At 69.7% G+C, this 12626-nt stretch carries 10 protein-coding genes; 4 read left to right on the top strand and 6 right to left on the bottom strand.

Features of this window, described 5'->3' with window-relative positions; genetic code table 11:
* Window position 1 precedes the first annotated feature (1 nt).
* On the top strand, window positions 2-1327 hold the full coding sequence (locus G6N61_RS07510) for an HRDC domain-containing protein (RefSeq protein ID WP_163917961.1): 1326 nt from the start codon (window positions 2-4) through the stop codon (window positions 1325-1327).
* Between the two features lie 3 nt (window positions 1328-1330).
* Here the strand turns inward: G6N61_RS07510 and G6N61_RS07515 are convergent, their stop codons facing one another.
* Complete coding sequence (locus G6N61_RS07515; RefSeq protein WP_163917962.1) at window positions 1331-2245, bottom strand: alpha/beta fold hydrolase; 915 nt, start codon at window positions 2243-2245, stop codon at window positions 1331-1333.
* Window positions 2246-2269: 24 nt separating this feature from the next.
* Window positions 2270-4183: a 1-deoxy-D-xylulose-5-phosphate synthase gene (dxs, locus tag G6N61_RS07520; RefSeq protein ID WP_163917963.1), complete on the bottom strand. Its 1914-nt coding sequence runs from the start codon at window positions 4181-4183 to the stop codon at window positions 2270-2272.
* 205 nt (window positions 4184-4388) lie between these two features.
* On the opposite strand from dxs, the gene nhaA reads away from it, so the two are divergent.
* A complete protein-coding gene (gene nhaA / locus G6N61_RS07525) occupies window positions 4389-5750 on the top strand; it encodes a Na+/H+ antiporter NhaA (protein ID WP_163917964.1) in 1362 nt (453 codons plus the stop codon).
* Between the two features lie 3 nt (window positions 5751-5753).
* Here nhaA and G6N61_RS07530 read toward each other — a convergent pair whose 3' ends face one another.
* Complete coding sequence (locus G6N61_RS07530) at window positions 5754-6971, bottom strand: class I SAM-dependent RNA methyltransferase (RefSeq protein ID WP_163917965.1); 1218 nt, start codon at window positions 6969-6971, stop codon at window positions 5754-5756.
* Complete coding sequence (locus tag G6N61_RS07535; RefSeq protein WP_163917966.1) at window positions 6968-8965, bottom strand: APC family permease; 1998 nt, start codon at window positions 8963-8965, stop codon at window positions 6968-6970. The genes G6N61_RS07530 and G6N61_RS07535 overlap by 4 nt, the downstream gene beginning before the upstream one ends.
* 109 nt (window positions 8966-9074) lie before the next feature.
* On the opposite strand from G6N61_RS07535, the gene G6N61_RS07540 reads away from it, so the two are divergent.
* Entirely contained in the window at window positions 9075-9749 is a 675-nt protein-coding gene (locus tag G6N61_RS07540) for a potassium channel family protein (RefSeq protein WP_179973583.1), read from the top strand.
* A gap of 19 nt (window positions 9750-9768) precedes the next feature.
* Window positions 9769-10428: a potassium channel family protein gene (locus G6N61_RS07545; RefSeq protein WP_163917967.1), complete on the top strand. Its 660-nt coding sequence runs from the start codon at window positions 9769-9771 to the stop codon at window positions 10426-10428.
* On the opposite strand, the gene G6N61_RS07550 is transcribed toward G6N61_RS07545, so the two are convergent.
* Together G6N61_RS07550 and G6N61_RS07555 are read right to left on the bottom strand one after the other, a co-directional pair.
* The gene (locus G6N61_RS07550) at window positions 10425-11885 is read right to left on the bottom strand and encodes an MFS transporter (RefSeq protein ID WP_163917968.1); all 1461 of its coding nucleotides are present in this window, start codon (window positions 11883-11885) and stop codon (window positions 10425-10427) included. The two genes, G6N61_RS07545 and G6N61_RS07550, sit on opposite strands and share 4 nt — an antisense overlap.
* 10 nt (window positions 11886-11895) lie before the next feature.
* Entirely contained in the window at window positions 11896-12537 is a 642-nt protein-coding gene (locus tag G6N61_RS07555) for a DUF3159 domain-containing protein (protein ID WP_163924658.1), read from the bottom strand.
* Between the last annotated feature and the right edge of the window lie 89 nt (window positions 12538-12626).

A 12626-nucleotide genomic window follows, 5' to 3' on the forward strand; every position in this document is an offset into this window, starting at 1 on the left:
CATGACGGACACCCCGCAAGACTCAGGCCCCGGCACGCCCGAAGAAATCGAGCCCGACGCCACGCCCCTGCTGGCGCCCGCCGACGGCGTTCCGACGCTGGCGATGTATCCGAGCGACATCGCCGACGCCGCCGAGTTCCTGGCATCCGGCAGTGGACCGTTCGCGATCGACGCCGAACGGGCGTCGGGCTTCCGCTACTCGAACCGGGCCTACCTGGTGCAGATCCGCCGCCGCGGCGCGGGCACCGTGCTGATCGACCCCGTCAACCACGGCGCCGATCCCATTGCGACGATGGCGCCGGTGGCCCGCGTGCTCGCCACCGACGAGTGGGTGTTGCACGCCGCCGACCAGGATCTGCCGTGCCTCGCCGAGATCGGCATGGTCCCGCCGAGCCTGTACGACACCGAATTGGCAGGCAGGCTCGCCGGATTCGACCGGGTAAACCTCGCTGCCATGGTGCAGCGCCTGCTCGGCCTGCAACTGATGAAGGGCCACGGCGCAGCCGACTGGTCCAAGCGACCGCTGCCCGCCGAATGGCTGAACTACGCCGCACTGGACGTCGAAGTGCTGCTCGAGTTGCGCGACGCCGTCGCGGCCGTACTCGAGGAGCAGGGCAAGAGCGACTGGGCCGCCCAGGAGTTCGAGCACCTCCGGACCTACGTGGCCCCGCCCACGCGCCGCGACCGCTGGCGCCGCACGTCGGGCATCCACAAGATCCGCAACCCGCGCGCACTGGCCGCCGTGCGCGAACTGTGGACCACGCGCGACGACATCGCCCAGCGCCGGGACATCGCCCCCGGTCGCATCCTGCCCGACTCGGCGATCGTCAACGCCGCGACCACCGACCCCGACACGGCCGAGAAGCTCACGGCGCTACCGATATTCGGCGGTAACCGGCAGCGTCGCAGCGCTCAGGTGTGGCTGGACGCGTTGGCTCGCGCCCGCCGTTCCGAGGACATGCCGACGTCGTCGGATCCGCAGTCCGGACCGCCGCCCGCGTCGCGATGGGCCCGCCGCAAGCCGGAGGCAGCAGCGCGCCTCGATGCCGCCAAGGCCGCGCTGGCAGACCTGTCCCAACGACTCACGGTGCCCGCCGAGAATTTGTTGACCCCCGACACCGTGCGCAGGCTGTGCTGGGACTGGACGCCACCGGCCAGCCCGGACGACGTGCCCGCGGCGGTCGAGGCGTTCCTCGCCGACGCCGGCGCACGACGCTGGCAGCGCGAGTTGACCGTTCCGATCCTCAGCGACGCGCTTCGGGCGGCCGCGACCGTCGGCGACCCGGAGACCCCTGTCTCAGAAGAGTCCGCTGACCACGAAGGCTGAGAGTCATTCTGCCGCAACGCGATCGACGTGGGCCAGGAAGTGCGTCAGCACCGCATCGGGTGCCTCGAGTTGCGGCCAGTGCGCGATGTCGTCGGCCAGCATCACCACGTCGGCGTCCGGGATCACCTCGGCGTACCGACGGGCCATGTGCGCGCCGGAGTTCGGGTCCGCGGGCCCGTCGATCAGCCGCATCGGCACGGCCGTCTGACGCATGGCACGAACCCATCGGTTCCGGTGCTGGTAGCGGTCGGCGACGAAGCGACCCACCTTGTGCGTCACCGCGCCCCCGTCGTTGTACTCGAGGATCTGGCGGAACCGATCGAGTTCGTGCGCGGTCGGCCGGGTGTTCGGGCCGAACAGTTCGTCGAGGGTGCGGTCGACGACCCGACGCATCACCGGACCGTTCTGGAGACGGGCGAATGCGTCGCCCAGCGGGGTGCGCGACATCAGCTTCTGCACCAGCCGCGGGGTGTACGCCTCGTTGAACATGCCGCCGTTGAGCCAGGTGATCGTCTCGAATTCGACTGCGGCGTAGGACCAATCGCCGAACTCGTGCCGGGCCAGCAGTTCTTGGGCAACGGAGTCGCCGAGGTCGTGGGCCAGTACGTGACACCGGGTGACGCCGAGGTGGGCCAGCAGCGCCTCGTGCACGTCGGCGTGGTCGTGCACCGAGTACTGATAGATCGACGGCTTGTCCGAGAACCCCATTCCCAGCATGTCCGGGGCGATCACGGTGAACCGCTGCACCAGCGTGGGCCAGATGCGGACCCAGTCGAACGAGTTGAACGGGTAGCCGTGGATCAGCAGCAGTACCGGGCCCTCGCCGAGCGGCAGGCCGTCGACGCGGTGGAACACGTCGAAGCCGAGATAGTCGAAGTACTGCCCTGCGGACTTCCAGCGCTCGAGTTCGGCGTCCATGTCAGGAGAGACTAACCGCGCCGACTAGTCGATGCGGTCGCCGACCTCGGACTCGCTCGACTGGCTCGGCAGTGCTGCCACCCACCCGGTGATCTGGCGGGCGACGTGCTGGTCGGTCAGACCGACGGCGGTGAGCACCTCGCCGCGCGAGGCATGGTCCTGGAACTCCTGCGGCATCGCGACGTCGCGGCACGGCACGTCGACCTCCGCGCGCCGCAGCGCCGACGACACCGCCGACCCCACACCGCCGTGCACGCCGTTGTCCTCGAGGGTGACGACCAGACCGTGGTCCTTGGCCAACTCGACCACCACTGGCGGCACCGGCAGGACCCAGCGGGGGTCGACGACGGTTACGCCGATGCCCTGCTTGCGGAGGCGTTCGGCGACCGACAGAGCCATCGACGCGAAGGGCCCGACCCCGACCAGCAGCACGTCGCTGGAAAGGCCATCGGCGGGTTCGGCGAGCACGTCGACCCCGGCACGGCGTGCGACGGCGGGGATGTCCTCCCCGACCGCGCCTTTGGGGAACCGCAGTGCGGTGGGCCCGTCCTTGACGTCGAGCGCCTCGTCGAGTTCCTCGCGCAGGCGGGCAGCGTCGCGGGGCGCGGCGACGCGCATCCCGGGAACGACGCCGAGGATCGACAGGTCCCAGATGCCGTTGTGGCTGGCCCCGTCGGGTCCGGTGACGCCGGCGCGGTCCAGCACGAGGGTCACCGGAAGCCGGTGCAGCGCAACGTCCATCATCAACTGATCGAACGCGCGGTTGAGGAACGTCGAGTAGATCGCGACCACCGGGTGCATGCCGCCCATCGCAAGCCCGGCTGCCGAGGTCATCGCGTGCTGCTCGGCGATGCCGACGTCGAAGAAGCGGTCCGGGTATTGCGTGCGGAAGGCGCTCAGACCCGTCGGCCCGGGCATGGCGGCGGTGATCGCGACGACGTCGCGACGCTTGGCCGCGCGTTTGATCAGCTGGTCGGAGAACACCGAGGTCCACCCGGGCGCGGCGACCGACGTCGCGAGCCCGGTCTGCGGGTCGATGATGCCGGTCGCGTGCATCTGCTCGGCCTCGTCGTTCTCGGCGGGGCCGTAGCCCTTCCCCTTGCGGGTGACGACGTGGACGATCACGGGTCCGTTGAAGCCGCGCGCGCTGCGCAGGGCGGTCTCGACGGCGTGCTCGTCGTGTCCGTCGATCGGGCCGACGTACTTGAGGCCGAGATCGGTGAACATCACCTGTGGCGCGAGCGCATCCTTGATGCCCGCCTTCACGCTGTGCATGCTCTGGTAGAAGATCTCGCCGACGACCGGGACACCGCGCACGGTCTCGCGGCCCCGCTCGAGCAACCTCTCGTAGCCCGGCTGCAGCCGCAGTCCGGCGAGGTGATCGGCGAAACCACCGATGGTCGGCGCGTAGCTGCGGCCGTTGTCGTTGACGACGATGACGACGGGTCGGTTCGACCCCGCGATGTTGTTCAACGCCTCCCAGCACATGCCGCCGGTCAGCGCGCCGTCGCCGACGACCGCGACGACGTGCCGGTTGCGGTGGCCGCTCAGCTCGAAGGCCTTGGCCAGGCCGTCGGCGTAGGACAGCGCGGCGCTGGCGTGGCTGGACTCGACCCAGTCGTGCTCGCTCTCGCTGCGTGACGGATATCCCGACAGGCCGTCCTTCATGCGGAGGTTGTCGAAGTCGGCGCACCGGCCGGTCAGCATCTTGTGGACGTAGGACTGGTGGCCCGTGTCGAACACGATGGGGTCGTGCGGCGAGTCGAAGACGCGGTGCAGTGCCAGCGTCAACTCGACGACGCCCAGGTTCGGACCCAGGTGTCCGCCGGTCGCGGCGACCTTGTGGATCAGGAACTCGCGGATCTCGATTGCGAGGTCGTCCAACTGGGCCTGCGACAGGTGCTGCAGATCTGCGGGACCTCGGACCTGTTCGAGCATCCCGTCAGTTTACGCACCCCGGCGGGAGCGAGTCCTGTCCTGACGGCTGTGATGAGACACACTGGAGGGTCGCCCCGACGCCGTATTCACGGGCTTCGGCGGCCCCGCGCACCGAGGTGCCGTCACAGTCACGTCAGCATCGCGGGCGAGCGATAGACTCCTCTACCAGGTGCGCCGGGAAGTCTGGTCGGCAAGTTGGTTCGCCATGCCCGTGCCCCTACACCGATTCGAGGTGCTCCTCTTGGCCAACGACCGTGGCCCAATCGCCCAAGCATTGTTCAGCCGAGGTTCCTGGGCCGAGACGTCCCGCGTGTCGGAGGTCCTGCGCAAGGAGACCGTCGGCGGCGCGCTGCTGCTGTTCGGGGCGGTCGTCGCGATGGTGTGGGCGAACTCCCCCTGGTCGGAGTCGTACACCGCGCTGCGTGACCTGCAAGTCGGCACCGACTCCCTTGGCCTGCACCTGAACCTCACCCTGGGCACCTGGGCCGCCGACGGACTGCTGGCCATCTTCTTCTTCGTGGTCGGCCTCGAACTCAAGCGCGAGTTCGTCGCGGGCGATCTACGCGACCCCAAGCGCGCCGCCCTGCCCATCGCGGCGGCCGTGGGCGGCATGGTCGTTCCGGCGCTGATCTTCGTCGCCTTCACCGCACCCGTCGGCGACGGTGCGATGAGCGGTTGGGCCATTCCCACCGCCACTGACATCGCGTTCGCGGTCGCCGTGCTGGCCGTCATCTCGACCCACCTGCCCGCCGCGCTGCGCACGTTCCTCCTGACCCTGGCCGTGGTCGACGACCTGCTCGCCATCACGGTGATCGCGATCTTCTACACCGACGACATCAACCTGGTCGCGCTCGGCTTGGCCGTCATCCCGCTGGCGCTGTTCGCGGTGTTGGTGCAGCGTCGCGTCCGCTCACTGTGGCTGCTGCTGCCGCTCGCGCTGGCGACGTGGGCGCTGGTGCACGAGTCGGGCATCCACGCCACGGTGGCCGGCGTGCTGCTCGGCTTCACGGTGCCGGTGCTGCGCAGTCAGGCCGCGGGCGGGCCCGACGCGGGGCCCGGTCTGGCCGAGCACTTCGAGCACCTCATCCGCCCGGTGTCCGCGGGCTTCGCCGTGCCGGTGTTCGCGTTCTTCGCCGCCGGCGTGACGGTCGGCGGTCTGAGCGGCTTCACCGCGGCACTGGCCGACCCGGTTGCACTCGGCATCGTCGTCGGTTTGGTCGTGGGCAAGGTGATCGGCATTTTCGGCACCACACGCATCCTCGCGGCCGTCACGCGCGCGTCACTCGACAGCGCCCTGAAGTGGATCGACGTGTTCGGGATGGCCATGCTCGCAGGCATCGGCTTCACGGTGTCGCTGCTGATCGGCGAACTGGCCTATGGCCCGGACTCCGATCGCGGCGAGCACGTCAAGATCGGCGTGCTGACGGGGTCGATCACCGCGGCGCTGCTGGCGGCCGTCGTGCTGCGGATGCGCAACCGGCACTACCGTGCGATCTGCGCCGAGGAGTCCCAGGACGCCGACCTCGACGGCATCCCCGACGTGTACCAGCGGCGCAACGAGGCCTGAGCCTCAGTCGCGGCGCAGCACCGCCACGCACTCGACGTGATGGGTGAGCGGGAACGAGTCGAACACCCGCAGCTCCTCCACGGTGTAGCCGTGGCCCAGGTACAGCCCCACGTCGCGTGCGAAAGATGCTGCCTCGCAACCGATGTGGATGACGCGCGGTACGGCGGCCGCGGCGAGCAGATCGATGACCTCGCGACCGGCACCCGCGCGCGGCGGGTCGAGTACCGCCACGTCGGCGCGCTCGGGCTGCGCCGACAGCGCACGCCGGACCGACTCCGTCACCACCGACACCCAGCCCAGGTCGGCCAAGGTCGCGCGCGCAGCCCGCGCCGACCCGCGCGAGGTGTCCACGGTGACCACCCGGCCCGTCTCGCCGACGGCGTCGGCCAGCACGGCCGCGAACACCCCGGCGCCGCCGTACAGGTCCCATGCCGTCATGCCCGGCTCCAGCCGGGCGTGCTGGGCGATCAGATCGCTGTAGAGCGTGGCCGCGCTTCGATGCGCCTGCCAGAACGCGGTCACCGGTACGTGCCAGGTCCTGCCGCCCACCCGCTGGGTCGCTTCGTACTGCCCCTCGATCACCTGGGTCGGCGACGACGTGCCGCGGTTCTTCTTGCCGCCGCGCCCGCCGGTCTTGGGCCCGGTCTGCACGACGTGGCGCCTGCCGTCGTCGTCGAGCGCGACGTGGATCTCGGCGCCCGCCGGCCACCGCGACCCGTCGAGACCGTCCAGCATGCCCTCGGGCAACTGCCCGCAGTCGAGGTCGGTGACCAGGTCGGCGCTGTGGTAGCGATGGAACCCGGCGTGGCCGTCGTCGGTGGTGGCCAGTCGCACCCGCGTCCGCCAGCCGGTGGCGCCGAGGTCGTCGAGCGCCTCGGCCTCGCCGGACCACTCGAAACCACCGAGGCGCGCCAACTGGTTGGCCACCACCCCGCCCTTGAGCCGCCGCGCGGCCCAGGGCTCGGCGAACGCCAGGTCGCAACACCCGGAACCGTGTGCACCGGCGATGCGGCACAGTGACTCCACCCGGTCAGGCGAGGCCTCGAGGACCTCGACCGTGACCGCATGCCAGTGCTTCGCCCGCTGGTCGGTGACCAGCACCCGTACCCGCTCGTCGGGCAGCGCGCCGCGCACGAACACCACCCGGCCGTCATGGCGCGCGATGCAACTGCCGCCGTTGGCCGCGGGCCCCACGGTCAACTCGAGTTCGGTCTCGCTCATTCGAGGAACCCGCGTCGCGCATCACCAGGAGCCGACTTGGGCTCGAGGTTCTTCAGTCGCTCCGACGAGTTGAGCTGATAGGGCACCGACGTCACCATCACTTGGGGTTCGAAGAGGAGGCGGCCCTTGAGCCGCAGGGCACTCTGGTTGTGCAGCACCTGTTCCCACCAGTGGCCGACGACGTACTCGGGGATGAAGACCGTGACGACGGTGCGCGGCGCGTCCTTGGTGATGCGCTTGACGTAGTCCATCACCGGACGGGTGATGTCGCGGTACGGCGACGCCACGATCTTCAGCGGCAGCGAGAAGTCCGAGCCCTCCCACTTGGTCTTCAGCTCACGCGCCTCCGCGTCGTCGATGCTGACGTGGATGGCCTCGAGTTCGTCGGGCCGGGTGGCGCGGGCGTAGGCCAGCGCGCGCTTGGTGGGCAGCGTGACGTTGGACACCAGCACGATCGCGTGGTTGCGGCTGGGCAGCACCACGTCGTCACCGGCCTCGGCGTCGGCCTCGGCCAGCTCGCGCTGCACGGTGGCGTAGTGCTTGTGCACCAGCTTCATGACGACGAAGAAAAAGCTCATGACCAGGATCGCGATCCACGCCCCCGCCGCGAACTTGGTGACGACCACGATGACGAGGACGGTGCCCGTGCAGACGCACCCGATCGTGTTGATCACGCGCGAGCGCATCATCTTGGCGCGCTCGGCGGCGTCTGTCTCGACCCGCAGCAGGCGCGTCCAGTGCCGCACCATGCCGATCTGACTGAACGTGAACGACACGAACACCCCGACGATGTACAGCTGCAGCAGCGCCGTGACCTCGGCCTGGAACGCCACCACGAACGCGATCGCCGCGAACGCCAGGAAGAGGATGCCGTTCGAGAACGCGAGCCGGTCACCGCGGGTGCGCAGCTGGTGCGGCAGGTAACTGTCCTGGGCCAGAATCGATCCCAGCACCGGGAACCCGTTGAAGGCGGTGTTGGCCGCCAACCCCAGGATGAGCGCCGTGACGAGGGCGATCAGGAACAGGCCCAGCGGGAAGTCGTGGAACACCGCGTCGGCGAGCTGCGCGATCAGCGTCTTCTGCTGGTAGCCGTCCGGCGCCCCGACGAGTTGTTCCTCGGGGCGCTCGGCGATCTGGACGCCGGTCTCCTTGGCCAGCAGAGTGATTCCCATCAGCAACGTGACCGAGATCCCGCCGAGCAGCAGTAGGGTGCTGGCGGCGTTGCGGGACTTCGGCTTGCGGAACGCAGGCACGCCATTGCTGATCGCCTCGACGCCGGTCAGGGCGGCCGAGCCGGACGAGAACGCCCGCGCCACCAGGAACACCAGCGCGAACCCGACGATGTCACCGTGTTCCGAGTGCATCTCGAACCCGGCCGATTCGGCCTGCAGCGGCACACCGAGGATCTCGATCTGGAAGAAGCCCCAGCCGAGCATGACGAACATGCCGATCATGAAGGCATACGTGGGGATGGCGAACGCCGTACCGGACTCCCGGATGCCACGCAGGTTCAGCGCCGCCAGCAGCAGGATGAACGCGACCGCGAACCACACCTTGTGCTGCCCGACGAACGGGACCGCCGAGCCGATGTTCGACATGGCAGACGACATCGACACCGCGACCGTCAGCACGTAGTCGACCATCAGGGCGCTGGCCACCGTGAGACCCGCGGTGCCGCCGAGATTGGTGGTCACCACCTCGTAGTCGCCGCCGCCCGACGGGTAGGCGTGCACGTTCTGCCGGTAACTGGCGATCACTATCAACATCACGGCGACCACGGCCAGGGCGATCCACGGCGCCATCGTGTACGCGGCGACGCCCGCCACCGACAGCACCAGGAAGATCTCCTCCGGCGCGTAGGCGACCGACGACAACGCGTCCGAGGCGAACACCGGAAGCGCGATGCGCTTGGGCAACAGGGTGTGTGCGAGTTTGTCGCTGCGGAACGGTGTTCCTAGGACCAGTCGCCGCGCGACGGTCGAGAGCTTGGACACGAGGACCAAGGGTATGCCTACCCACGATGGACGTCCGAATAGCTGTAGCGTTCCGTGTTGCAGCTTTGGCGACGATCGATGTCACGGCCACCGCAGGGAGGACCGACGCGTGCGTGTTGTGGTGATGGGGTGCGGCCGAGTGGGCGCATCGCTGGCCGACGGGCTCGCCCGGATCGGTCACGAGGTGGCCGTCATCGACCGGGACGGCACGGCGTTCCACCGCCTCTCCCCCGAGTTCCCCGGCGAACGCGTGCTCGGCATGGGCTTCGACCGCGACGTGCTGCTGCGGGCCGGGATCGAGGAGACAGGCGCGTTCGCTGCCGTGTCCTCGGGCGACAACTCCAACATCATCTCGGCGCGCGTCGCGCGCGAGACGTTCGGCGTGGAACGCGTCGTCGCGCGCATCTACGACGCCAAGCGTGCCGCGGTGTACGAACGGCTCGGCATCCCGACCGTGGCGACCGTGCCGTGGACGACCGACCGACTGCTCAACGTGCTGACCCGCGAGACCGAGACCACGAAGTGGCGCGACCCGTCGGGCAACGTGGGCGTCGCCGAACTGCCGCTGCACGAGGGCTGGGCAGGCCACCGGGTGACCGCGCTGGAGAACGCGACGCGAGGCCGGGTCGCGTTCATCATCCGCTTCGGCAGCGGGATGCTGCCCGAGGCCAAGACCGTCATCCAGGCCGGCGACCAGGTGTACCTGGCCGCGGTCTCCGGTCACATCGCCGAGGCCATGGCACTGTCCGCCCTGCCTCCCGCCGAAGACGTGGACGACCAGTGAAGGGCCAGGTGAGCACCCAGTGAAGGTCGCCATCGCAGGAGCCGGCGCCGTCGGCCGATCCATCGCCCGCGAACTCGTCGAGAACCACACCGTCACGCTGCTGGAACGCAATCCCGACCACCTCGACGTCGACGCCATCCCCGCCGCACAGTGGCGCCTCGGCGACGCGTGCGAGCTGAGCCTGCTCGAGTCCGTGGGACTGGAGGAGTTCGACGTCGTCATTGCCGCCACAGGCGACGACAAGGCGAACGTCGTGCTGAGCCTGCTGGCCAAGACTGAGTTCGCGGTGCCGCGCGTGGTGGCCCGCGTCAACGACCCCCGCAACGAGTGGTTGTTCGACGAGAACTGGGGCGTCGACGTCGCGGTGTCGACACCGCGCATGCTCGCGTCCCTGGTCGAGGAGGCGGTGTCCGTCGGCGACCTCGTGCGGCTGATGAGCTTCCGCAAGGGCCAGGCCAACCTGGTCGAGATCACGCTGCCCGACGACACCCCGTGGGGCGGCAAGGCCGTCAAGCGCCTCGACCTGCCCCGCGATGCGTCCCTGGTGACGATCCTGCGCGGCTCGCGGGTGATCGTGCCCGAGGACGACGAGCCACTCGAAGGCGGCGACGAGTTGCTGTTCGTCGCCGTCGCCGAGGTCGAGGACCGGCTCCGCGAGCTGATCCTGCACTCGCCCTAGCGGCGCTCGCGCACCGTCGGTGCCGGAGGTGGCGTGGCCCGGTCGTGGCAGGGCGCGGTGGCCCCGGCCGTGACGGTCCGAAGCTCACCGACGCCGTTGCGGATGCCGACCGCCGACACCACGCCCGCCACCGCGAAGAGGATCGCCACCGCCAGCGCGGCGTTGCGGAATCCCGCGAAGTCCATTGCGCCCGAGGCGCTTTCACCGCCGATGATCACGCCCATGAACGCCACCGCGATCAGACCGGCGACGCGCGATACGGCGTTGTTCACCGCCGACCCGATCCCGCTCTGCTCCGGTTCCACGGCGGCAAGCACCGCGGCGGTCAGCGGCGAGACGGTGACCGACAGCCCGACCCCGAACACCAGCAGGCCGGGCAGCATCTGCGTCCAGAAGTCGAACGGTTCGGACGCCGTGTACATCAGGAGAAAGCTCGCCGCGGCGAGCAGCGGACCGAGGCCCATGTAGAGCCGGGGGCCGTGCCTGCCCGCCAGCGCTCCGAACCGTGGGGCGAGGAAGAACGACAGCACGGGGATGGGCAGGGTGGCCAGGCCCGCCATCGACGCCGACATGCCGACCGTCTCCTGCAGGAAGATCGGCACGATCAGGGTCCCGAGCGACACCGCGGCATACAGGAACACCGTGGCGAGGTTGCCAACCGCGAAGTTGCGCACGGCGAACAGGCCCAGCGGCATCATCGGGTTGCGCGTACGGCTCTCCCACCAGGGGAATGCGGCCAGGCACGCGACGCCTGCGACCAGCGCCAAGTAGACCGCGGGGTGGGCGGGGCCGAGGCGCTGCCATTCGATGAGCGCGAACACCGTGGCCGCCAGACCGACCGCGGCCAGCGTCGCGCCCACCACGTCGATGCCCCGCCGGGCACCGGTGTGGGCGTCCTCGGCGGGCAGTCGGGTGGTCAGGTACAGCGTCACCGCCAGCGGGAGCAGGTTGATCCCGAACACCCAGCGCCAGTTCAACGCGTCGACCTGCAGGCCACCCAGTGGCGGGCCGACGACGAACGCCGTGCCCGTCCACGCCGTCCAGGTGCCGATGGCCCTGGCCTGCGCGGCGCCGCTGAATCGGGCGTTGATCATCGCCAGCGAACTCGGTACCAGGAACGCGGCGCCGACGCCCTGCAGGCACCGCGCGGCGACCAGGATCCAACCGGTCGGCGCCACGGCACACAGCAGCGATGCGACGGCGAACACCGCCAGCCCGAGGCGCAGCACGCGCAGTCGGCCGTATTCGTCCGAGATGGCGCCGGCCACCAGGATGAGTGCGCCGAGGGCGAGCAGGTAGCCGTCGACGACCCACTGCTGGAGCGCCAGCCCGCCGCCCAGGTCCGTCGAGATGGCGGGCAGCGCGAGGTTGACCACCGACCCGTCGAGGAAAGCCACGAAGGACGCGAGCACCGCGACGGCGATCACCGACCGGTCGGCCGCAGCAGTCCGTGGCATCGAGCGTCCGTCAGTCGGTGTGCGTCGCCCTCGAGGGCTCCTGCGGGCTCGGTGCGGACTCCGGCGCGTCAGGGTCCTCGGCGTGCTCGCGCAGCGCCCGCTGCGCGGTACGGATCGCGAAGTAGGTGACCAGTGCGGCCACCGCCGTCAGCGGCCACCCCATCGCGATGCGGGCGACGCCGAGCAGACCGGTCTGATCCTCGTCGTAGAGGTGGTTCTGCACGATGAAGCGGGCGGCGAACACACCGGCCCAGAACAGCGTCGCGACGTCGAAGGCCAGCACCGCCCTGCGCACGCGCCGCCAGGCGCGGTCACGCCCGTTGGCCCAGCCCCACACGTAGCCGACCAGCGGCCTGCGGATCACCACCGACAGCGTGAACAACCCCGCGTACACCAGCGATGACCAGATGCCGAGGAGGAAGTAGCCCTTCGACTCGCCGACGACGTAGGCCACAAGTGCGCTGACCCCGACGGCGAAGAACCCGGACACCGCCGGTTGCAGCGACTCGTGCCGGATCAGCCGCCAGACGAGGATGAGCGTGGCAACTCCGAGAGCGGCGTAGATCGCGGGCATCAGACCGAACAGCGACGACACCGGCACGAAGACCAGCACGGGCAGCGAGGAGTAGATGAGCCCGCTGATGCCGCCCATCTGCTCCAGGACGGCTTGCGCGCTCAGTTTCGATTCGTGCTGGTCCGGCTCGTCGGCCGCGTTCGCGTCGTCGATTCCCTTGTCGGGGT

This window comes from Mycolicibacterium arabiense, assembly GCF_010731815.2.
GTDB lineage: Bacteria > Actinomycetota > Actinomycetes > Mycobacteriales > Mycobacteriaceae > Mycobacterium > Mycobacterium arabiense.

Excerpts from the sequence above, each read along its gene's own strand:
- G6N61_RS07510 (WP_163917961.1), top strand. The coding sequence starts at position 2 with ATGACGGACACCCCGCAAGACTCAGGCCCCGGCACGCCCGAAGAAATC.
- G6N61_RS07515 (WP_163917962.1), bottom strand. The coding sequence starts at position 2,245 with ATGGACGCCGAACTCGAGCGCTGGAAGTCCGCAGGGCAGTACTTCGAC.
- dxs (WP_163917963.1), bottom strand. The coding sequence starts at position 4,183 with ATGCTCGAACAGGTCCGAGGTCCCGCAGATCTGCAGCACCTGTCGCAG.
- nhaA (WP_163917964.1), top strand. The coding sequence starts at position 4,389 with ATGCCCGTGCCCCTACACCGATTCGAGGTGCTCCTCTTGGCCAACGAC.
- G6N61_RS07530 (WP_163917965.1), bottom strand. The coding sequence starts at position 6,971 with ATGAGCGAGACCGAACTCGAGTTGACCGTGGGGCCCGCGGCCAACGGC.
- G6N61_RS07550 (WP_163917968.1), bottom strand. The coding sequence starts at position 11,885 with ATGCCACGGACTGCTGCGGCCGACCGGTCGGTGATCGCCGTCGCGGTG.
- G6N61_RS07555 (WP_163924658.1), bottom strand. The coding sequence starts at position 12,537 with ATGGGCGGCATCAGCGGGCTCATCTACTCCTCGCTGCCCGTGCTGGTC.